15 protein-coding genes are annotated in these 22,009 nt (G+C 58.6%); 2 read left to right on the top strand and 13 right to left on the bottom strand.

What is annotated here, in order from left to right; genetic code table 11:
* Position 1 precedes the first annotated feature (1 nt).
* From TBK1r_RS27835 to TBK1r_RS27820, 4 genes are all read right to left on the bottom strand, one after another.
* The gene (locus TBK1r_RS27835; protein ID WP_419580469.1) at positions 2-1,402 is read right to left on the bottom strand and encodes a DUF1559 family PulG-like putative transporter; all 1,401 of its coding nucleotides are present in this window, start codon (positions 1,400-1,402) and stop codon (positions 2-4) included.
* 101 nt (positions 1,403-1,503) lie between these two features.
* Positions 1,504-3,012, bottom strand: a complete 1,509-nt coding sequence (locus TBK1r_RS27830; RefSeq protein ID WP_145218211.1) for a hypothetical protein — start codon at positions 3,010-3,012, stop codon at positions 1,504-1,506.
* 109 nt (positions 3,013-3,121) lie between these two features.
* On the bottom strand, positions 3,122-3,760 hold the full coding sequence (locus TBK1r_RS27825; RefSeq protein ID WP_145218209.1) for a hypothetical protein: 639 nt from the start codon (positions 3,758-3,760) through the stop codon (positions 3,122-3,124).
* 6 nt (positions 3,761-3,766) lie between these two features.
* Positions 3,767-4,234, bottom strand: coding sequence for an RNA polymerase sigma factor (locus TBK1r_RS27820; RefSeq protein ID WP_419580468.1), 468 nt, complete (start codon positions 4,232-4,234; stop codon positions 3,767-3,769).
* A gap of 472 nt (positions 4,235-4,706) precedes the next feature.
* On the opposite strand from TBK1r_RS27820, the gene TBK1r_RS27815 reads away from it, so the two are divergent.
* Complete coding sequence (locus TBK1r_RS27815) at positions 4,707-7,055, top strand: right-handed parallel beta-helix repeat-containing protein (protein ID WP_145218205.1); 2,349 nt, start codon at positions 4,707-4,709, stop codon at positions 7,053-7,055.
* A 301-nt stretch (positions 7,056-7,356) separates the two neighbouring features.
* On the opposite strand, the gene TBK1r_RS27810 is transcribed toward TBK1r_RS27815, so the two are convergent.
* The 8 genes from TBK1r_RS27810 to TBK1r_RS27775 all read right to left on the bottom strand — a co-directional run bounded on the left by TBK1r_RS27810 (position 7,357) and on the right by TBK1r_RS27775 (position 19,554).
* Positions 7,357-9,744 carry a TonB-dependent receptor gene (locus tag TBK1r_RS27810; protein ID WP_145218203.1) on the bottom strand — a complete coding sequence of 796 codons (2,388 nt, stop codon included), beginning with the start codon at positions 9,742-9,744 and terminating at the stop codon, positions 7,357-7,359.
* 229 nt (positions 9,745-9,973) lie between these two features.
* On the bottom strand, positions 9,974-11,221 hold the full coding sequence (locus TBK1r_RS27805; protein ID WP_145218201.1) for an HD-GYP domain-containing protein: 1,248 nt from the start codon (positions 11,219-11,221) through the stop codon (positions 9,974-9,976).
* 195 nt (positions 11,222-11,416) lie between these two features.
* Positions 11,417-12,991 carry an outer membrane protein assembly factor BamB family protein gene (locus TBK1r_RS27800; protein ID WP_145218199.1) on the bottom strand — a complete coding sequence of 525 codons (1,575 nt, stop codon included), beginning with the start codon at positions 12,989-12,991 and terminating at the stop codon, positions 11,417-11,419.
* A gap of 205 nt (positions 12,992-13,196) precedes the next feature.
* Positions 13,197-14,561 carry a hypothetical protein gene (locus TBK1r_RS27795; protein ID WP_145218197.1) on the bottom strand — a complete coding sequence of 455 codons (1,365 nt, stop codon included), beginning with the start codon at positions 14,559-14,561 and terminating at the stop codon, positions 13,197-13,199.
* Between the two features lie 279 nt (positions 14,562-14,840).
* Entirely contained in the window at positions 14,841-16,112 is a 1,272-nt protein-coding gene (locus TBK1r_RS27790; protein WP_145206998.1) for an IS110 family RNA-guided transposase, read from the bottom strand.
* Between the two features lie 503 nt (positions 16,113-16,615).
* Positions 16,616-17,848, bottom strand: coding sequence for an exodeoxyribonuclease VII large subunit (xseA, locus tag TBK1r_RS27785; protein ID WP_145218195.1), 1,233 nt, complete (start codon positions 17,846-17,848; stop codon positions 16,616-16,618).
* Positions 17,845-18,699, bottom strand: coding sequence for a diaminopimelate epimerase (gene dapF / locus TBK1r_RS27780; RefSeq protein ID WP_145218193.1), 855 nt, complete (start codon positions 18,697-18,699; stop codon positions 17,845-17,847). Before dapF ends, xseA begins: the two co-directional genes overlap by 4 nt.
* A 102-nt stretch (positions 18,700-18,801) precedes the next feature.
* Positions 18,802-19,554 carry a TVP38/TMEM64 family protein gene (locus tag TBK1r_RS27775; protein WP_145218191.1) on the bottom strand — a complete coding sequence of 251 codons (753 nt, stop codon included), beginning with the start codon at positions 19,552-19,554 and terminating at the stop codon, positions 18,802-18,804.
* A 239-nt stretch (positions 19,555-19,793) separates the two neighbouring features.
* Between TBK1r_RS27775 and TBK1r_RS27770 the strand changes: the two genes are divergently transcribed.
* Positions 19,794-20,639 carry a DUF547 domain-containing protein gene (locus tag TBK1r_RS27770; RefSeq protein ID WP_145218189.1) on the top strand — a complete coding sequence of 282 codons (846 nt, stop codon included), beginning with the start codon at positions 19,794-19,796 and terminating at the stop codon, positions 20,637-20,639.
* Between the two features lie 215 nt (positions 20,640-20,854).
* Here the strand turns inward: TBK1r_RS27770 and TBK1r_RS27765 are convergent, their stop codons facing one another.
* Positions 20,855-21,841: a D-2-hydroxyacid dehydrogenase gene (locus TBK1r_RS27765; RefSeq protein ID WP_145218187.1), complete on the bottom strand. Its 987-nt coding sequence runs from the start codon at positions 21,839-21,841 to the stop codon at positions 20,855-20,857.
* Positions 21,842-22,009: the final 168 nt, after the last annotated feature.

The following is a 22,009-nucleotide window of genomic DNA, read 5'->3' as shown; positions in this document are numbered from 1 at the left end:
ATCACTCGTACGGTTCCTTGCCGTTTCGGGTGAACCGCCCCCAGAGTGATTTGCCCAAGGCTTTGGGTTTGATCCAGTGGATCGATCCATCGCCGTGAACCACCACCGCCTCCTCGCCAAAGTGGCCTCCGAGCACTTCATCCAGGTTCGACGGTGACGGCGTGAGATTGGCGGGCTTGCTCCAGATTTCCGCGTTCTTGTCGGACGTTTCGAACACCATGATCGTGTTGGAAATTCCGTCGATGACGTCGCCAAAATTCGGCTGCTCGCCGTCAAAAAACAGCCCCTCGCCGACCGGAATCACGACGGTTGCGCGGTTTGCATTTGCGGCGGATGCATCGACGGCAAAGACATCCGGCATTTGATCGGCGAGTGGACGGTTGTGTTCGCTATCCCAAGGCTCGTCAAGACGGAACTTCTGGTACAGGGCGTACTCGGCTTTTCCCAAGAACGGCAACAACGCAACGCGCCAACTGAGTAGCGGTTCACCACTTTTTCCGGTAATCACCGCTGAGGGGAGTCGGCTGTAAGCGGAGTGATAATTATGAAGTCCCAACGCGATCCGTCGCAGTCGTGAGTTTGCAATTTTTCGTTTCGCCTCCACCGACCAGGTCTGCAATTGACGACTCCCCGCACTGGCCCCCAACTGTACGCGTAGGGTGCGGTCGTTGACGTCGCTGCTGCTTTGGATCTCGAGCGGCGCGGAAAGCCGGTCTTCGATGCTCTTGCGAATCGCGGTTTTTGTCGCGTTGGCGTCTTCCCCGTCGGCGACGTGAAAGAGGAATTCGATGCCCGCCGCTCCGGCCGGATAGGCAGAGCCGGAAATCCAATCGACTTCGGCGAGCCGATGGGTGTCGATGGGAAACAAACGCTCCAGTTCGGCCAGACCGAACTCCTTGATCGACCGTCGACGATCAGCATTGAGATAAACGGCAAACTGCAGAGGCGCCGGATCGAGAGCCGAGAAGGCGGCGCGGAAAACTTCCCGGGCGTCGGACGGCTTCCCTAATCGATCAAAGTTCAACCTTGCCAGATTACCGGCGACGATGGCTGCCCCGACCTTTCGGGTCTGCCCCAGGCCGTCGCCACCGTCCTCCTCCGCGACCGTTTGATTCGTGTCTGCGGACAGGACAACGATCGGATCGCGCGTAAACGGCACGTGACTTGTATCGGAGGCACTGAATAGCAGATACGCTTCGGCTACGTTCTTCATCTCCAATACAGGATCAATCGCCTTCCGCGTGTGTTCGGGCAAGGAGTTCCCAGCCAACCGCAGATAAGCCGATTCAGCGTCTGGCAATTGATGAAACGATTGTGGGTCGATGCGAACGATCGCGATCGTATTTTCATCCACCACGGAAAGTACTGTGGATGGATCAACCGCGTTCGCTGTAATTGCCATCGCGTTCAATGAGCAGACTGCACCGAGAATCGCACCCATCCAACGGACGCTTCGGCGTGCCGCATGATCTTTCGGACTGCAACGACAAGATGTGGTGTGCATTATTTATCTCCTTGTGTGCGGATTTCGATTTCAATCGGACGGAATGACAATTTGGTTGTCGGATCATCAGGGGTGGCGATTCGGATCGTCGATCCATCGCGAGAATACGTAAACGGTTCTCCCGTGGCGGGATCGTTGGGAATCGGCAGAACCTCGATTTCATCGATCGAGGCAGGCAGCTCGCCGCCGTGTGTAGCGGCGTGATCGCGGAGGGCTTCGATCATACGCAACGCTGCAATCTTCCGTTGAACGTTGGCTTGCCGATGAACAACCGTTTGAATGGAACTGCCGAGCATTTCATCGACGGGTAGCGCCGGCGGCGTCGGCGCGTCCCCGTCGGATTCTTGCTGCAGCCCCGCCAATGCGACCGACGTCGGCTGGTAAGCCCATCGCACCAGATTCTGAATTTTTCGTTGATGCGCGTTGTAGCTCTGCACGGCAATCGCCTGAGCGACCGAGAACTCTTCGACTTGGGCTGCCGGATAGCCCGCCCGGATGAGGCTTGCCTTTGCCCTGGGGTAGGCCTCCATGACCAGAAGTCCCAAGGCGGGGCGTGAGCGATTGCGATTGCCGCCGAACAGATCGGATCGATCCCAGAAATCGCGAAGGGCGCCGGTCCATTGATCCGTGGACCACTCGACGAAACGCCAGTTCTGTCGGCGCTGGGGAGTCGATTGAGATTCGTCCCGGGATGGATCATCGCGATCGGGTTGCCGCTGCTCGATTTGTCTGGCTTGGGCAAACAGCGGATAAGTGGATTCGAGACCGATCAACTCGGCATCGAGCCCCGGGCGTAGATCGACCAGCGGGTCGGGCAGTTCCGCGAGCGCCCAGGCGAGATTCGGAGCGTCAGGCTGCTGCACCCAATCGAACAGACAGTCTGCCATCATGTCTTCGATCCCGATTGCGACGAGCGTGCAAACCAAGGTGTCTCCTTGAGCGATATGCTTGGCCAAGGCAAAACCCAGCTGCAGTGATTCGAGGGCATCGTCGAAACGCTTTTCGGCGATTTGGTACTTCACCCTCAACACAATCAGCCGCGCGTACGAACGTGCACGTTGAACTTCCGGCAGCAGGATTTCAAAGTACGGTTCGTCGGTGTTGAGCAGTTGCCAGTCACAATGCCGTGAGCGGGCTGCTTTCTGAAGCGACCCGAACACACCGCTGTGGACAGGTTGACTGGCGAGCCATTTAAATTCTGAATGGTTTTCGGCCAGATCATTGGACGGCAAGTTGACCAACTCACCGATCTGGTCCCAAAGATCATGCCTCTGCAGCAACGCTTGTTGCTCCGCGTAGACCTGTCCATACCAGACCACCGCATTGCCAGGAATCTGATCCCTCAGTGGCGGCAACAAGGAATACGTCAGTGGCGGATCGGCGACTGCCATGGGGCGAACCGCAAGCGTCTGTGAATCGACTTCCTGCGCCGATGACTTGGCCGACGTCGCCAAACCGGTCACACCGATCACGCAAGCGAGTAACCTGCGTATGAATCTCAGTTTCATTGTGATGTCCTTCTTAAAAAGTGGTTCTGAGGACTCGTACCTGCGAACTGCGGGGACTCCTCGCGTCGTCCACTACGGCTTTCCCGAATCATCAGGGCGAGACGGATGACTAGGAACTTCGCTCAACTTCACGAAGAAGAGCGCGGCGCAGCGGCAAAGAAACGTTCGCCGGCGGTGGTGTCTCGGCAGAACGTTCTCCCCCGTTTACCGAAACGGATCGCAGAGGGTCATCTTCCGGCGAACGATACAGTGAACGGGTACCGAGTACGCCGCCCAAGGGCAGCGTCTGGTCGACTGGATCAGTCACGACCAACGACCTGACCGCAGCCGGCTTGGTTTGAGATTCAGCCGGGGATGGAGAATCCACCGAGGGTAGGATGCTGGTCTCGCCGTCAGGTGCGACCCAAGGATCGGCAATCCTGATCTCCCCTGTGTCGTCGCGAGAGTTGTACGTGGACATCAGCATGACCAAGCTCGCCGCCAGTGCGCCGACCATGCCGCCGACGACGGCAGAACCGCCACTTAGACGACGCGATCGCGATTGAACCTCGACGCAGTGACCGGAGGACGAATCGATAGGCGTAGCTTGCCCGTGCCGAAATCCGTCCTGGAAACCGGCCCGATACACCAATTGATCCGAGTCGATTCCCTTGGGCTTCAAGGACCGAAGGGAATTCTCCACGCTTGTTTGTCCTCCGTCGCCCATCTTGTTCTCGATGGGGTCCGGCGATGGGTCTGGAATGGTCATTTCGAACTATCCCCTCGTGAATTCTTCGAGTTTGATGTTGAGTTGAGAGCGAACGGCTTGAAGGCCTGATTGGTAGCGACGCGAGGCCGTCCGCGGCGAAATCCCGGCCAGCTCGGCGATTTCGTCAAACGAAAGCTCATTCCACAATCGCAACACCAGAATCTCCCGAATCGGAACGGGTTGACTCATCAATGCACGTGTTGCCAGTTCGCCGTCGAGTGATTCATCGATGCTGTCACAAAACCAGTTGGTGCGTTCATCGCGACTGATTTGCTCGTGTTTTTTGCGCCGCGACTGGGAGCGTGCTGCGTTCAACGCGTCCCGCCGAACGACCTTGAACATCCAGGCGCGCGGGTTCTCGGGAAACGGCGTTTGACGAAACAGTTTCAAAAACGCATCTTGCACGACGTCCTCTGGCACGTCGCACCACTGACGGGCCAACAACGTCAAACCGGGGCCAAGATCGCGTACCAAATTTGAGTATTCGAATCTCGGCGTCGAATTCCCCTCTGGTTGCATGGATCTGTCTGGCGGGCAAGTTCGAGTGGAAAGGAGTCGGCTGTCAGAGAGAAGACACCGCCGAAATCAATTTGCGTCAAAAAAAATTTTCAAACGGGCGGTGAACGTTGTGCCATCGATCAAGAGACACGTGCCGGAGCACGTTTGCGTATTGAGGCAACTCCCTCATGAAGATCTCGGCGAACGGCTCAAGAGAAATAATGAATCGGACGCAGATTGAAACCGGACCAGTCGCCAGACGGCGACACAAGGCCGAGTGTCCTACTACCGGCAAACTCGCCGTCAAGGATTCGGAGTTCTCTGCCAGATCCGATTCAATCGTCCGGGTCGGATTCCGATATTGACCAAGTGAGCACGTTCGGCAACGTGTGGCAAGCAGGCGGCATCAAGTTATCAACGCGGATCGATTGTAAGCCAGGGAAGTACCGTGAAGGAAGATGGACGCCTCAGACTTCGAACACTGACGTTGTGGATCAGCTGCTTCGTCATCACCACGTGCGCCGCAGCGACATCGTCTGCCGCCGATCCGAGACGCGTCCTCGACACTGACGAAGATGTCTACCGGCCTTACGTGGCGGCGGGGGTTCGCCCGAGTGACGAAGACGTTCGCTTGCACACCGATATGTTCATTCCGCTGTTTTGGAATGAATCCAGCCTGCTGTTCGCCGATGTGCGGGGGCAGTTTGCCGACGTGGGTGGAGGCGAAGGAAACTGGGGGTTGGCGATTCGACATCTGTTGGATTGTGAATGCATCGTCGGCGCCTATGGCTTCTATGACTTGAAACAATCCGCCAATGGCAATTGGTTTCAACAGGGAACGATCGGCGCGGAACTGTTGACGCGGCGATTTGACTTGCGGGTCAATGGCTACCTGCCCGAAGGCGGCTCCCAAACAGCGGTCGCGCCGACGGCCGTGATTTCCAACGGCAACCTGGTGGTTCAGAACAACGAAGAGCGGGCGTATCACGGGCTGGACGGCGAAGTCGGGGCATTGCTGTGGCGAAAACCCAAATGGTTCGATAGCGAAATCCGAGGGTTTGCCGGCGTCTTCCATTTCGAAACCGATTCGGTCAACGCGCAGACGGTCGCCGGACCGCGTCTGCGTGCCGAATGGCGCTGCTACGATTTACCCTGGATGGGGCTGGATTCTCGCCTGACGCTGGGCGCCCAATACCAGCATGACAACGTCCGCGGCGATCAATCCGCGGCGGTGATCGCCGTCCGTTTGCCGTTGGGAACCGATCGCGGACGATCTCGACGCATGTGTGTGATGCAACGACGGATGACGGATGTCATCGTCCGGGACATCGACGTGGTCACCCGAGCCACACCAACGCCCGGCGGGCAAGAAGCGGCATTGCACGCCGAGCACGACTTTGCCATCGGCTCGGTCACGGTTCTGGACGCCGAAACCGACGATGTGCCCGATGCCGTCGCGACGTCGACGACCGACACGGTCATTCTGGATGGTTCCGCCGGTGAACTGGAACTGAGCAACTCAATCGTCGTGCAAGACGGACAGAACCTGCTGGGAGGCGGGTTTACGGTCAAGGGTGCCGACACGGGCGCCGTGGCACGCTTCGGAACTCCGATCCATCTGCGCGGCAGCGACGACACTCAGTCGGTGATCGTCATGGCAGACAACGCCCGGGTCGGCCATTTCAGCATCGAGGGCGGACTGCACGGCATTTCCAGCGACAACGGCACGGATTACGACGATCTGGCCAACGTGCATCTGTTTGGCAATGAAGTCACGGACGCGGCCGAGCATGGGTTCCGTTTTGCGGCACTTGACGCAGACAGTTCCTTGACGCAAAACCGCGCCTTCGACAACGCCGAAGCCGGCTTCTGGATCGACGACAACAGCGGAACGCTTGATCGCAACACGTCGCAAGACAATCAAACGGCCGGGTTCGTGATCGCGTCCAACAGCGGATCGGTCACGGCCAATCGTGCCATGGAAAACGGCGAAGAAGGCTTTCTGCTGGCCTACAACGATGGTTTGATCTTCCAAAACGAAGCGATCGAGAACACGATGTCCGGGTTCGTAGTGTCCTACAACGAAGGCGACATCAGCGAAAACGAGTCGACCGACAATGCTTCGTCAGGGTTCGAAGTGGAAACCAACAATGGCGTGGTGAGCAACAACGTTGCCTTCGACAATTTCCTGGACGGTTTCTGGTTCGAAGACAACTACGATACGATCCAAGACAACCTGTCCGTTTTCAACTTTGGAAACGGGTTTACGCTCAACGATACCGCGGGCACAGTCAGCGGAAACTATGCCGCATCCAATTCGTTCAATGGTTTCGAGTTCCGCAACAACTTCGGCGATTTCGAAGACAACACGTCCGAACAGAACGGATCCAATGGCTTTGATTTCAAACACAATGCGGGAACGATTACGCGGAATCAGGCGATCGGCAACGACGACGACGGATACGATTTTTCCTACAACCTCGATACGTTCAGCGACAACGAAGCGATCAGCAACTGGAACGATGGTTTCCAGTTCTACAGCAACGATCACCTGATGACGGGCAACCAGGCGATTGGCAATGCCGAGGACGGTTTCTACTTCAACCAGAACAACGGCTTGTTTGACGACAACTACGCCGAAGGCAACTTTGACGACGGCATCGACCTGGTCGAGAATTTTGGCACGCTTTCTAACAACGAGTCCAACGACAACGCCGACCAGGGCTACACCGGACTCAACAGCGGCACGTCAACGGACAACGAGGGAAGCGGTAACGCGGGCGGCGATGATTTTTGATCGCCGCGTGGCGGGTGTTCGCCGAGACTTTCAACAGGTTGCAGAAATGACAGAATGATTGGAGGTGGCAGAATCATACGGGGCAGAATGATGTTCTGACCGCGCAAATCGCAACCCCATCATTCTGCCACCCCATCATTCTGCCACCCCATCATTCTGCAACCCCATCATTCTGCCACCCCATCATTCTGCCACCCCATCATTCTGCCGCCCTCGGCTTGCTAAAACCGCCGTCTGGCGACGGCAGCTAAGCATCATCAGACAGCGATTGACCGCCGGTTTGCATTGACCGCTGCTATGCTCAGTACGTCAATTCCGCACCGGTGTAGAATCCGATGCCGGGGCGGAACACGCCCAAACCCGACCGATAGTCGAGGTGTTCGCGGTAGAATTTGTCGGTCACGTTTTCGATCCCGCCGGTGACCAGCAACGCCCCGAAACGTCGATAGGTGCGGATGTTGTAGACGGTGAATCCCGGCGTCGCGACTTCTTCGAGCGTCGCCGCAACACGATCTTGGTTGTCGACCACACGGGCGAACAGTTCGACGCCCCAGCGTCGCTCGGGTGAGGGGTCTTGGATCAACAATCCCAAACGGCCCTCCAACGGAGCGATCCCGGGCAACGGTTCGGCATCGACGGTATCGTTGGCGCTGCGCGAATCGAACGCCGACAGCCGGGCGGGGTCGAGCCGACTGCGGTCGCGGCCTTCCAGATAGGTGACGATCCCGAAGACCGAAAACATCGAGGTCAGATCGGTTTGACCGTAAGCCTCCATGCCCCACAGCGTCGCCAAATCGGTGTTGACGAATCGGGCTCCGGTCTGGAACCCGTCGGTGGTTCCGGCCGGGTCGAGCAAGTCGTAGGTGATGTAGTCTTCGATGTACGCGTGATGGACGTGCGCCCCGAGTTGAACCGAGTCTTGCTGGTACTGAATGCCTAAATCGTATTGATACAGCCGTTCGGGGTCCAAGTCGGGGTCACCGTCCAAGAACGTCAATCCGCGTTGCAGCGAACCGATGTACGTGTATTCGGAGTACATTTCTGTCAACGTCGGCTGCCGCATGGCGAACCCGACTCCCGCATTGGCACTCCAACCGTTTCCGAGCGTCCGTGTGGCAGTCAAGAACGCCGAGCCGAGAAAGAAGTCTTTATCGAGCGTCGTGTCTTCGAGTTCACTGAGCGGATCCTCCACGCCGACGACCGTGTCGCGTGAATCGGTGAATACGCCATCGACGCGGACGCCGCCGGTCACCAGGACGTCGTCGGTGACTTGCGAGATGTTTTCCAGGTACAGCCCGATATCGAGCGAATCACTGCGCGGGATCGGATAATTGTTGTCGTTGGTGTCCGGATCGAAGACGTCAAACTCGTTGAGTTCTTGGTTCAAATAGATCAGGTCCGTTCCCCAAGAGATCTGTCCGGAATTCGTGTAGCACGTGGACTCCAGCCGGTACCCGCCCGACAGTGCATCGCCGTCGGTCACGGTGAGTCCGTCGTCAGCCCCGAATGACGACGGATAAAATGTCTGTCGCAGCAACGGGATCTGGCGATGTTTTGCCGGACGCCTGGTGTCGCCTTCGAACCGTGTGCGGTTGTACCAAACCTCGGCGGTGAAGCGATCGGCAAACAGGGGCATGTCGTTGGTGTACGTGACCTCGTAGCCGTCGGTGACCAGAAAGTTCAAATCGGTGACCAGCCCGGGGAATTCGACATCGGTTTGATCGAGTCGCAGTAAGTTCAGCTCGATTTTCTGGTGATCGGACAAATCGAAACCGAACGCCACAAACAGGTCGCGAGACTTGTAGCTGGCGGGGATGAAGAAGTCGTCTTGGCCGGTTTCGTAGTCGTTGCCTGTCCGATGGCCGTAACTGATATGAAAACCGTAGTCTTCGTTGCCGCCCCAGTAGGACTGGCGGCCATAAAGCTGTTCGCCGTTGGTGTTGTACGTCGCACTGGTCGATCCGTGTCCCTCGTAACCCTGTTCGAAACGCGGCGACTGAAGAAACTCCAAGTCGACGAAACGAAACCCCGGCCCATAACGACTGGCGTAGGGACCTTTGATCAAGACGACGTCTTGGACCAGACGCGAGTCGATCTTGCTCATCATGGTATCCAAGTCCATCCGAGCGGGCGCCCAATAGGACCCCGACGCGAGCACCTGTCCGACGCGTTGACCGCGAACCCTGGTGTCGGTGATGATCGGGGTTCGGTTCTGCACGGAGATCCCGTGCGCGGATTTAGAGCGTCGCAACAAGTCACCCAAGTCGGACGTGCGACGGCCCAATGCCTCGGCTCGCAAGACGGCGTCCGAAGCGGGCGAGTTGGCCAACACCTCGCGCGACGGCGGCAGATCGTCCACTTGACTGACCGCGCCGAACAGTTTGCCGAGTCTCGCGTCGGCCGCCAGATCCGTCGTATTGCCGCGTTTCTTTGTATCGGCGTTGTCGGAACCTCGTCCCAGGGCCTTCGGCTGCTGAAGCGAATCCTGCAGCGCATCGACCCGGCCCAACTGCGAGACGTCTTGTGCCGACGCGGCGGGTTCCGGAAAGCTGCGAGACGGTGATTCCTGGGCCGCAAGCGGGCCGATGAACACCGCCATCAGGCACAACGCCGACGACATCGCCAACGGACGTGCCGTGATCGGTTCACGTCGACCGAAGCGAGCGAGAGATCTTGGTTTTCGACGCATCCGTGATCGCAGCATCCTTGCTCGCGGTTCTGGTCATCCCTGTTTGGCACACAATCCTAATCAGGTGTCGAAAAGACGACAGGGTCGGGTTGATGATAGTTGCTTCGAACCGGCAGAATTGACGCAAACGGACTCTGGGAATGAAGAGGGTTTACCGTCAGGTGGGGCAGGGCAGGTCGCAAGCTGGAAGCGTACGCCACTTTGGGGTCGCGAGTGGGAAGCGAGGGCGCTAGGAGTGTTGTTTTAGATTCGGCAGGCTGAGCAGCGTGTCGACGACGTCGGCGGCCCATTGGACGCCTCGCCCTTCGCGGAAGATCTTGACGACGTTTTCGAGCTTCATACCGGGTCGGTAGGGCCGATCGCTGGACATCGCGTCAAAGGCGTCGGCGACCGCAACGATCTGGGCGTCGCGTGGAATGTCGTTTCCGGCGAGTCCGTCGGGATAGCCCGATCCGTCCCAAGACTCATGATGGTGTCGGACCGCCGGCAAGATCGGACGGAATTGTTCGATCCCTTTCAGAATGTCATAGCCCAACACGGGATGCCGTTTGATCTGTTCGAACTCTTCGTCCGTCAGCTTCGTGGGCTTGCGCAAGACCGAATCGTCGACTCCGATCTTACCGATGTCGTGAAGGATGCCGCCCATCCGGATGTTTGCCAAAGCGTGGTCGTCGTAACCGAGGCGTGCGGCGAGCTGGAACGAGAGATCGGCGACGCGATTGCTGTGGCCACAGGTGTAGGCGTCTTTGGCATCCAACGCCGAAGCGAGGGATTGAATCATGCTTTCGAACATGCCCTGCATCTGCTGATACTGTTGTTGGTTCAGCAGATGGACGGCGAGCATGGTGGACGTCGACGACATCATGTCGGCTTCGATCGTTCCGAATTCGGGCTGATCCACGGTTCGAACCGCGACCATCTGCCCCAACGAAGTGCTGCCGCGATGAATCGGAACCACGACGGCGCGCAACCGAATTCCGTTGCCGAGTTGCAAATCGTTGACCAGCGCGACGCCACCGGAATCACCGGTGCGCTCATTGGATTTGGCGCGGGTGGCCTGCACGATGGCGACCAGTTCGCTGTCGGAAATCGAGTGACCGACGATTTCGAAGATCTCATCGGAATGTCTCAGCGGCAGCATCACCGACCGCTGCGAGGTTGTCTGCTCCTGGCCCGCTCCTGGAAAGAGATGAATCGCAAGGATCGAGGAGGCGATGCATGGCGCCAGTTCATCCAGCAACGAACGCGCGACTTGGTGCGATTGCTCGGTCAGCGTCAAACTGTTGGCCAGACGCTGAGTGAGACCATGGATCAGGGTCAACTCTTCGAACCGGGCGGCCAACGCATCGGCCAGTTGATCAACCTCCGACGCAAGCACTTCGGGGCTGGCGTCGAGGCCGGTTTGAACCGCTGATGGATCACCGCAAAACGCGAGCGACGGTGTGGGGTCGGTCGATGGCGATGGTTGCGAAAACATAGCGACACCGCGAACGGAGCTCGGGGGGCAGAGGAGTCGACGCTGCTGGCGGGACGAACAGACCCGACCGTCACGACAACAGGACTCTGAACGCTATGAGCGCATCGGGCGGTCGGTCACCGCTGTTGCGATGCGTAGTGGGAATCCCCCTGCCAGGTCGTCGGATTGTGCGACCTGGACGCATTACAGCGATGCTCAATTCCCAAAGGGATCGCCGCCGAAGGGATCGTTTCCGGCCTCGGCGGGTGCACCAAAGGGGTCGGCCATTTCCGCACCCCCGGCACCGAACGGGTCCGCCGCGCCGGCTCCGAAGGGGTCTCCGCCGGCACCGAACGGATCGGTTGCCGGGACGGCCGGCGTCGCGGCTTCGGGTGCATTGGCTTCCTCCGCGGCGTCCTCCGGATCACCGCTATCGGTCGATCGTCGGATCGTCGGGCTTTCGGCGCCGATCGCTCGCAGACACTGGACCGTTCCGACGGAATTGACCAGGTACAACCGATCGGTGCTGCGATTGACGAGCAACTTGATCGGCTTGAGCGAGTTGTCGATGTCGACGATTTTTCCGGCTTCCAAATCAATGGCGGCAAAGCTTTGGCTGAGCAGTCGGACGAACAGCAGATTGTCGAACCCGCCGATGATCTCGTCGACATTCGGGATCGCTTGATCCCAAACGCCCAAGCCGGTCTTTTCGTCGATGGCGAAGAGGTTTCCGTAAGCGGACGGCAACAGCACAAGGCCGTTGACCAGGAACGGAGCCTTGTAGAACGGTTCACCGTAAGGATGACTCCACAACACGCGTCCGGTTCGCGTCGCGCGCAAGCCGTAGACTTGCCCCGATTCACTGCCGAAGAAAAATCGATCGCCGTCAGCCGAGGCGATTCGTCCGCTGACGATTCCATCGGTGTTCAAACGGAACAAGACCGAAGGTTCGCCGGAAAGTTCCATCACGTAGACGAAACCGCGATCGGTTGCCCACGCGATTTTCGAGGAGGTCGGCGATTTGGTCGGCGGCTCGAGCGCCAACCCGGAGACGATTTCCATGAACGGGTCACGGGTGATGTCCCGCAGCGGGTAGCCCTCGACACCGTTGCGGATGGTCGGCACCAACGAAAAATCGCCGGCGTGGATCGCGCCGTAAAGCGGCATGCTGGTCGTTCGCACCGTGGTGATCGGTTCGCCGTTGGTCGCGTCGATCTTGATCAGGTTGCCGCCGTTGGTGATCGTGACAAATTGATCGTCGATTCCCATGCGTCCATAGTTCAGCTGCCCGTCGCCGACCTGTGTCATCCAGATCGGAGTCCCGGTTTCGGCATTGCGGCATTCCAGCGTCCCATTATTGGCCGCGGTGTAGAGCTTGATACGGGGCAACGTTTTGGACGTGATCGACAGATCCGGGTATCGCCGCGCCATCATCGTCACTTCGCGTCGGGCCAGCCGCTCGGCTTCCTCTTTGCCGATCGCCAGTCCATCGGAGCCGATTTGATCGGTGGGAATCCGAAACAGCACCTTCGACTCTTGGCCCTCGGTCGCCTTGGTCACCACCTCGACAAATTCTTGCGCGTCGGCCTCGTGGACGATGATCTGCTGATCGACGATGGATCCGGCTCCGGCAGGGATGCGCATTTGCCGCCGCCACACCTCTTCCAATCCCAAACGAACCGCGGTCCGGGGCGACATCAATTCCTCGGCGTTGCAATCGACCGGCGCGCCGATCTGCGGCGCAAAGGCGAACAAGACCATTACTGAAAGAATGGTGTTTCGTTTCATCATTAACAGTGGAAGAAGAGGATAGATAGGCTTTCAAAGCGGCGGCGATACCCGCCGAAATGGCTCCGCAGAGGGGTTACCCAACGATGGTCGTGGCGTTCCCGCTCCTAAATTCTAGTCGATTCGTAACGCTTGGCCATCGAAAGCTTGCCTTTTGCACCGCGTTCTCCCGCCGTCAGAGCGATTCTGATGCCCTTGGGCGTGTTTTTCATTCCGGCGACGACGCGATTTCATTCCAACAGGGAAACCCGAGCCGCTCCTGTTCGATCAACGCCGCCTTGAGTTTTTGAAACGATTCCGAGGCGAGAGCGGTGCCGGTATCGCCCGAGAGAAACTCCGCCACGCGTCCCCGCTGGGTGATCGAGAGGCGATAAACACTGGTGCTCAGCGACATCCAATTGAGAAGCTCGGCCGCCAACGCCGCCGTCCGGCAGCCCCGCTCGGCTGCGAACTCCGCCAGCGTTTGCCGCAACTCCGCCGCGGCCTGCGACGACGTCCGACGCAGCAATCCGCCGAATCGCGGAGCCTGGGGTGCATAGCGGGCAGCCATCAGACGGACCAACAATCGCGTGGCCCGTTTTCGCAGCGATGCGGACGTGACGCCGGATGCGACGCGTTCGTAGCGGGCCTGATCGTGGGGCAAGTCCAATCGCTGCAGCACCACACAACTCTCTTCGGCGTCGAACCCCGCTCGCTCGATCGCGGCATGAATCTGACGCAACTGGAACTCGCGCTCCTCCTGCTCTTCAACCCAACCATCGTTGCCCGCTTCAGAAACGTTGCCCGCTTCAGAAACGTTGCCAGGGCCGGAAACGCCGTCGCCCTGACCGACCGAGGGCTCCAGCCAATCATGGCAGACGTCCAGCGACACCTCGCGACGACCGCTGCGCATCACCTCGGCGATCCGCCGCATCGAATCGCGACTGAATTTCGCGCGATGACGCGTCAGAAAATCAATCACGACGGCATCCGATTCTTCGGCCGACAATTGCCGCCCCCGCTGCATCGACGCCCGCTGCAGCACCCATTGCATCTGCGGCACCAAGCGGCCGGCGGACAAGGGCAGCCCGAGTTGCCGGGCATACACTTCACCACGCAGATTTTTGACCGATTCCCGCAGTGACTTTTCCAAGTAGGTCACAAACTTGGTTCGTCGCGACGCGTCAAACAACAGCAGCGAACGCCCCAGCACCGGCCCGAGCCGATCGGTGTCCACGCCGGACGATTCGGCGACCGCTTGCAACATCGGTTGGAAATCCGAGTAGAGTTTCCAAAATGATTCGACCGCCTGCTCTTTGATCGACTCGTACGCTCGACGTCGTGTGTTGCCCAGCGACAGCACCCTGGAATCGAGAAACGGAAACACTTCGGGCAGATAATGAAACCGTTCCGACCGCCCCTCACCGTCGTCGTTGTGGACCAGTCGGGATGCGGTTCGGAAATCGATCCCGAAGGAATTTCGCAAACCGACCTTCAACACATCCAGGCGATCAAGATGCCGCTGGAGCGATGATCGAGACCCGCCGACCACAGGCTCGGTATCGGATTCATCGGTGGTGGATTCTGTTTGCATCGCAACTCTCCACGTCGAACAACCATCCAATGGCTCGACAACGAAACGTGCGGGAGGACCCGTTCCATGCTAACAGAGTCGATGCGACGGCACCAACATTTTGCGTTTGTGGCAGGATTCGATGCGGTGGAAAGTCGGTGCGGTCTTAGTCAATCGTTCGACCTCCCCGCGCTTCGCTCGTCCCCATACGCATCCAATTAGGAAGTAACCCTCCCGTGTACGGGAGGGTCGAGCGCAGCGAGACATCTGAGCTCTGAGCAAGTGGCTTGTTTTCGGATTTCAGGAATTTTCGAGGTAGGGGACGATACCGGGTAATCGGCGTTTGAGAGTTTCAATGTATCGACCACAGTCGAACGGGATGCGGGTCTGCCAGACGCGGTAGAGAATCCGGATCCAACTACGTGCGAGCTTGCGTAGCACCGCGTGGTGTTTCATTCCTTGGGCTCGTAACATTTGGTAGCGAGCTTTGGTCCACGGACACCATGTCCGGGCTGCGGCTGCAAACTCATGAAAGGTTTGGCGAAGGTATTTCGGGCAGGCATAGCGCCGTTGAACATGACGCTGCTTTCCGCTTTGACGCGTGATGGGTGCGATTCCGCTAAAGGAAGCCAGTTCATCGGCATCGGACCAGCGATCACGCTGCGAACCGAACGCACACAGAAGTCGAGGCGCAAGTGCTGGGCCGGCTCCTCGGAGCGAGGAGAACAGGTGGGCATCGCCGTGAGCCTTGAACGACTCGCTAATCTGTTGGTCGAACTGCTCAATCGTTTTGATGGATCCTTCGATTTGCTGAGCCAAATGCTTAACCGTCATGGACATGGGAGTGATCAGGGCAGAGTCATCGCAGAGCAACGGCGAGCTACGAATGGCATCGAGGGCTTCTTTTTGCCGCTCCTCATTTCGGACTCCGTGTTCTCGCAGAACCCGAACAATCAACCGACGATCAGCACGACGGAGTTGCCTGGGATCAGGCCACCGCTTGAGTACAGCCAGTAGCAAATCCAGCTGGTGGGATTTGCCGAACAGCTCCAAAACTACAGGAAAATACTGTTTAAGTACGCTGATAAGCTGCTGACGCAGTTTTGTTTGGCTGCCTACGATGAAGCGTCTTTGCTCGCAAAGCCGGTTCAGCAATCGCGTCTGCTCATCATCAGGCAGCCATGCCTTAAGGGTCTCGATTCGTTCGCGAAGAAGCCTGGCCAGATACATCGCGTCGGTAGGATCACTTTTGCCATCGCCACCCGGATAGCTTTCTCGATAGCGAGAGAGTTGTTTAGGGTTAATCGGGTAGAGAACGATGTTCTGACGGAACATCAAGGCATGGATCAGGGGGCCCTTGGACTGTTCGAGCATGATCGCGATTTTCCCGCCCTTGGCTTTCTCAGTCATCTTGGCGATCCATTGGTTGATCGCTTCGGGGGTGTGGGGCAGTTCCATCGCCGATTCTCTGCCTTGAGAATCAATGATGTGGCAGTCATGTTTCTGATCAGCCCAATCGATTCCAACAAAAAGCGCGATGGATTGGTTGAGTGTGGGTGAATTGTCGTTCATGCTGTAGTCTCACCGAGTTGAAAGGCTTGTGTGATTGGTAGTCCAGCCTCACCCACTTCGGAAACCTTATAGAGAGCCCGCTAAGCTACATCTGAGTGATCCGTTTTGGGATGAAGCGAGCGGTGTGCTCGGAAGTCTCGCTAAGCCGTCATGCGGCTGGGGAGGGGATCCGTAGCACTCCGCTGGCTACCGCTTCAAATAATAATCAGCGCGGCGTTGAGAATCCGCCATGCCAAAGCTGCGCTGCGGAAAGGGCTGCGCGATGGCAAGGACGCTCAACGCCGAACACTGAGGAGATGCTATAAGGGGAGGGCTTCCGCGGCCCCGCCACGCACCGATGCTAACAACGACGCCAAGACACCCTCCCCGCTCCGAGCGCAAACTCCTCCGCGACCCTCCCAGAGGGAGGGTGACTTCAGTTCAACGACGAACCGACGGCTTAACTTGGTGCCTATGCCCCGCGCTTCGCTTGACCCTTCTCTGTACAGGAGCGTGACATGACTTCAGGCGGGATCGATCTTATCCACGATGGATTCGAACGAGCCGCTCGCCAAACGTGTGGTGACACGCTCACCGATCTCGAGCCGTGAAGCATCGCTGATCGCGTTGCCGTCGCAGTCGCTGGTCACGCTGTAACCTCTGGCCAGCGTGTTCAGTGGCGACAGCGCCGCGAGACTTGCTGCCAGGGTTGCGACGTTGGACTTGGATTGCTGCAGGCGGCGATCGATCGCTTGCTTGGCCCGTTGATCGAGTTCATCGACCAACCGCGACCGCAGGTGCACCATTTCCATCGGCTTGGACATCGCCGGATGGTTGGCCAATGCGTCCAGTGCAACCTGTCGCCGCTCGAGTTCGTAGTGCATCACCCGATGAAGTCGGCGAGATAAATCGTTGACGCGTTGAACAATCCCCGACCGATCGGCGAAGACTTTCGTGGCCGCGTCGGTCGGAGTCAGGGCGCGAACGTCGGCGGCCAAGTCCGACAACGTCACGTCGACTTCGTGGCCGACTGCCGACACCGTGGGGACGGGGCATTGGGCGATCGCACGCACGACCGCTTCTTCATTGAAACACCAAAGGTCTTCCAAGCTGCCGCCGCCGCGTGCGACGACGACGACATCCAGTTTGGGACGCACCATCGCTGCGGCTTGTAAACCACGGACGATCGTTTCGGCGGCGCCACTGCCTTGAACTTGGGCCGGGATCACAAAAATCTCCGCACCGATCATGCGGTTTTCCGCGGCGACCAGAAAGTCGTGAACCGCCGCGCCGCTGGGGCTGGTGATCACGCCGATCCGACGCGGATGACTCGGCAACGGCTTCTTGCGTTCATAGGAAAACAGACCCTCGGCGTTCAGACGTGCTTTCAATTTTTCGAAAGCCAACTGAAGCGTCCCGACGCCTTGCGGCTGGGCTTTGCGGACGACGATCTGGTAGGTGCCACGGACGGTGTAGATTTCCAGCCCGCCGAAACACAGAATGGACTGGCCGTTTTCCAAATCGAACTTCAAACGCGATGCCACGTTGCGCCACATCACGGCACGGATTTGCGAGTCGTCATCCTTGAGGGTGAAATAGATGTGTCCGCTGCGTGGCTTGGCCACGTCGGTCACTTCGCCTGCCACCCACATCATCGGGAACGTGCCTTCGACGACCGCCTTGAGCTGATGGTTCAGCTCGCTGACGGAAACGGCTTGTGTCAGAGCGTCCGATTCGGATCCGAATGATTCATTCAACGTGTCGGCCACTCACCGGAAAAAACTTCGGTGGCCGGTCCCGTCATCATCACGTGATCGGATTGCTCGATCCACTCAAGCGTCAGATCACCACCGAGCAAATGATTCAAAATCTTTCGCTCCGTTCGCCCGGCCAACACGCCGGCGACACAGACCGCCGAGGCGCCGGTTCCGCAGGCCCAGGTTTCGCCCGAGCCGCGTTCCCAGGTCCGCTGACGAACTTCGGTCGGCGACAGGACTTCGACAAATTCGACGTTGATGCGGTTGGGGAAACGCGGGTCGGATTCGATTTTCGGCCCCAACCCCAGGACCAACTCGTCGCTCGCTTCTTCGACGAAAATCACGCAGTGGGGATTCCCCATCGACACACAGGTCACTTCCAGCGTGCGGCCGGCGAATTCGACCGGGACAGCAATGACACGTTGGTCGTCGCGGGCGGTGGGGATCGTCGTCGGGACCTTGGGCCCGACCAATTCGGGGACGCCCATGTCCACCGTGACTTGATCGACCAGCCCGTCGCTGCCCACCGAAAGCGCCAGATCCAGCACACCAGCACCGGTTTCAATTTTGAGAGCGTCCCGCTTGGCGATGCCGTGGTCGTAAACGAATTTGGCGACGCAGCGAATTCCGTTGCCGCACATTTCGCTTTCGCTGCCGTCGGCATTGAACATTTGCATCCGCGCGTCGGCCGAATCGCTGGGGCGAATCAGGATCAACCCGTCGCCGCCGACACCGAAGTGTCGATGGGCGATCTGGCGAGCCAATTCGGGAGCGTTTTCGGGGGCGGATTGGGAAAAACAATCGACGTAGACGTAGTCGTTGCCGGCGCCGTGCATTTTGGTGAATTTCATGTCGGTCATGCTAAAACACCGACGCAAAAAAACAAACCGGGGTTCGCGGACGTGGCGTACGCTTCCAGCTTGCGAATTCCACACTTTTCGCAAGCTGGAAGCTTACGCCACTTTGGGGCCGCGGAAGGCGGCCAGGATCTTGCGGACGGCGAGCGGGAAAATCCCCAGCAGGGCGAACGCGACCGTCAGTTGCAACAACTGGGAGGGGGCGATCACGGCGCTGACGCCTGCTTCGGCCAACACGCTTAAATTGGGAACGCGAGATCCGGCGTAAACGTAAACCGCGGTACCGGCCAGCATCCCCAGCTGGCTGACCCACCAAAATGTCCGCACCCGGATCGGCGTCAGCCCCATCACCAGATTGATGACGAAAAACGGGACCGCGGGAATCAACCGCAGCGTGAACAGATAAAAGGCGCCTTCTTCGGTGAGTCGTTTTTGAAATGTTTTCATCGACTCCCCGTATCGCGACTGGACCGCATCACGCAACAAATAGCGGCTACTCAAAAACGCGGTCGTCGCCCCGGCGGTGGAGGCGAAACTGACCAACACCAGCGCGCGGGCGAATCCGAAATACCATCCATAGACCAAGGTCAGCGCCGCGGCCCCGGGCAGCGACAAACCCGTGACGGCAACGTAAACGCCAAACGCAATCGCATAAACTGCGACCGGATGCTGGTCTTGAAACGCTCGCAGCTGGGATTCGCGTTGGGCGAGCGTCGCTAGCGAAATCACGTCCCGATACAGGAAGCCCACCGACAGGATCACGACAGCCAAGATCGCAAACGCGATCAACTTCCATTTCGATCCCGACGGTTTCTCGGAAGCGTCGTCTGGCGTCTCGGGCTGGTTCATGGGGATTTGTGTCGGGGAGGGGGTGATGCTGGTTGTTAGCGGCCGGCCGCGATGAACGAAGCCTCTTTCAGCCTATCCCACTGGAAACCGGAGATGGGTGTTGGCCCGGCTCGTCCGCCAATTCGATGTGATTGCCTGCTCCTGGCGGAACGTGATCGTTGGTGGGCATTGGCCACTGTAGCTGGCCCGGAGATCAACCAGCTACAATCACGCTTCCCCCTTGCCAGAGATCTTTGCCCATGAATCGTCACGTTCCGACCGCATTGACACTTGCCGCCGCGCTGGTGCTCAGCGTCGTGGCATCCCGGCACGCCGTCGCGGGAACACCGGTCTACGTCGGTGATGCCAAAGCCAAGTTGGTTCCGATGCACACCATCGATCATTCGAGCTGGAACAAGTTGCTGGCAAAGTATGTCGATTCAGACGGGCGAGTCGATTACAAGCGATGGCACGCCAGCGGACCAGACCAAACGTCGCTCGACAATTACCTGAAACATCTATCCACCGCTTCGATCGCCGCGGACGAGAAAACCACGCATGCCCATCGGCTGGCGTTTTGGATCAACGCCTACAACGCATTGACCATCAAGGGCATCTTGCGTGAGTACCCGACGACCAGCATTCGCAATCACACGCCCAAGCTTTGGGGATACCACATCTGGCATGACTTGAAATTGCACGTCGGCCATCAACCGTTTTCGTTAGACGAAATTGAACACCAGGTGTTGCGTAAGATGGGCGAGCCACGGATCCATTTTGCGATCGTGTGCGCGTCGATCGGTTGCCCTCGCCTACTGAGTGAAGCCTATGTCCCCGAGCGTGTTGACGAACAGTTGACCACCAACGCGAAAGACTTTTTCTCGCGCAGCCAAAACTTTCGCCACGACGTTTCGGGAAAACGATTTTATCTGTCGGCCATCTTGAATTGGTTCGGCGAAGATTTTGGCGACGGCCAGTCGGAAGTGTTACGGCGGATCGCCGGTTGGTTGCCCGACTCCACGGCCCAGCGCGCCGCGTTGGGCAATGCCGTCAGCATTGCTTACCTGGATTACAATTGGCAGCTGAATGCTCAATCGGCTCAATGACGATTCCCGCATCGCGATACAGTCGATTGAACTCTTTGATGAACGCCGCCTGATCTTTCATCGGCAACCTCATCGGGCCGACGGGGTGATCGTTGCGATAGACCGCCGCTTCACAGGGGATCGCTGTTCGATTGCTACTGCTCATGATTCACGCGGTGGAAGGTGCACGCGGTGGGATCGGGCGGAAAAAGGGGACGAAATCTCCGCGTGGGGACTCAATCGGCCTGACCGCGATAGACTGATGACGGATGGGGGAACCCGAGTCGTTTGTCGACGCGATTGTAGACCGGCAAGCCCGACTGATAGCGTCTTAAGTTGATCACGGCCAGAGCAGTCGAATCGTCGACACGCCGAGCGGATTGCGCGCCCACGTGCGGCGAGATCATGACTTTCGGGTCGTCCCACAACAAACTCTCCGGCGGCAACGGTTCCACTTCCGTCACGTCCAATCCCGCGCCGGCCAAGTGACCGCTGGCCAACGCCTCGCACAACGCTTGCTCTTGCACCACCGATCCGCGGGCGACGTTGATCAAGTACGAACCACGCTTCATCGTCGCGAAACGTTCGGCATCGAACACACCCTTGGTGTCCCCGTTGAGCGGCAACGTCAGAATCACAACATCGCTTTCGCCGAGCAGCCGATCGAGTTGGTCGGCCGGCCAAAGCTCCGAAACCTCTGCCGGACAATCGACGGGGTAGAAATCGGTGGCGATGATGCGAACGTCCCAGGGGGCCAGCACGCGCGCGAGAAAGCGACCGTTTCCGCCCAGGCCGACGATCCCGACGGTTTTGCCACGCAGATCATCGGTGGGCAACCGCACGAATTCGCGTTTCGCTTCGGCGCGGAAAAACAGCGGAGCGCGGCGGATCACGCCAAACAGCAGCGAAAACGTTTGCTCGGCGACTTGGGGGGCAAACAAACCCGACGCGCTGCTGACGACGATCTCGTCGGATTCGATCACGCCGGGGACCAGACAATGATCCAACCCCGCCGCCGAAGACTGAATCCAACGCAGCTTGCCGGCCTGCAGCACACGATCCCAATTCACCGGGACTTTGGCGTGACCGATAAAGATGTCCGCCGTCGGCAGCAGCTCATCGATCCGTTCTTGGCCGGCGTTGACCACTTCAAAATCCGGCGCCGCGGCTTGAATCTGGTCGATATGTTTCTTGCCGACGGGATAACACAGGACGATTCGCATGGGGCGGGTCCGAGGAGAGGCGTTCGCGTGAGCTGCGATTATCTACCAGTCCATCCGTTTGCTCAATCCGACGCGATGGCTTGGAGGGAGATCACTCGTCCGTGCGGGATGTCGAAGTTGGGGTAGGAAGATTTTCGTCTTTGCCACTGGACGGCGGAACGGGCGGTC

This window comes from Stieleria magnilauensis (genome assembly GCA_007753675.1).
Taxonomy (GTDB): Bacteria; Planctomycetota; Planctomycetia; order Pirellulales; family Pirellulaceae; genus Stieleria; species Stieleria magnilauensis.
Note: the sequence above shows the minus strand (reverse complement) of the source record. Positions and strands in the feature narration are given on the sequence as shown.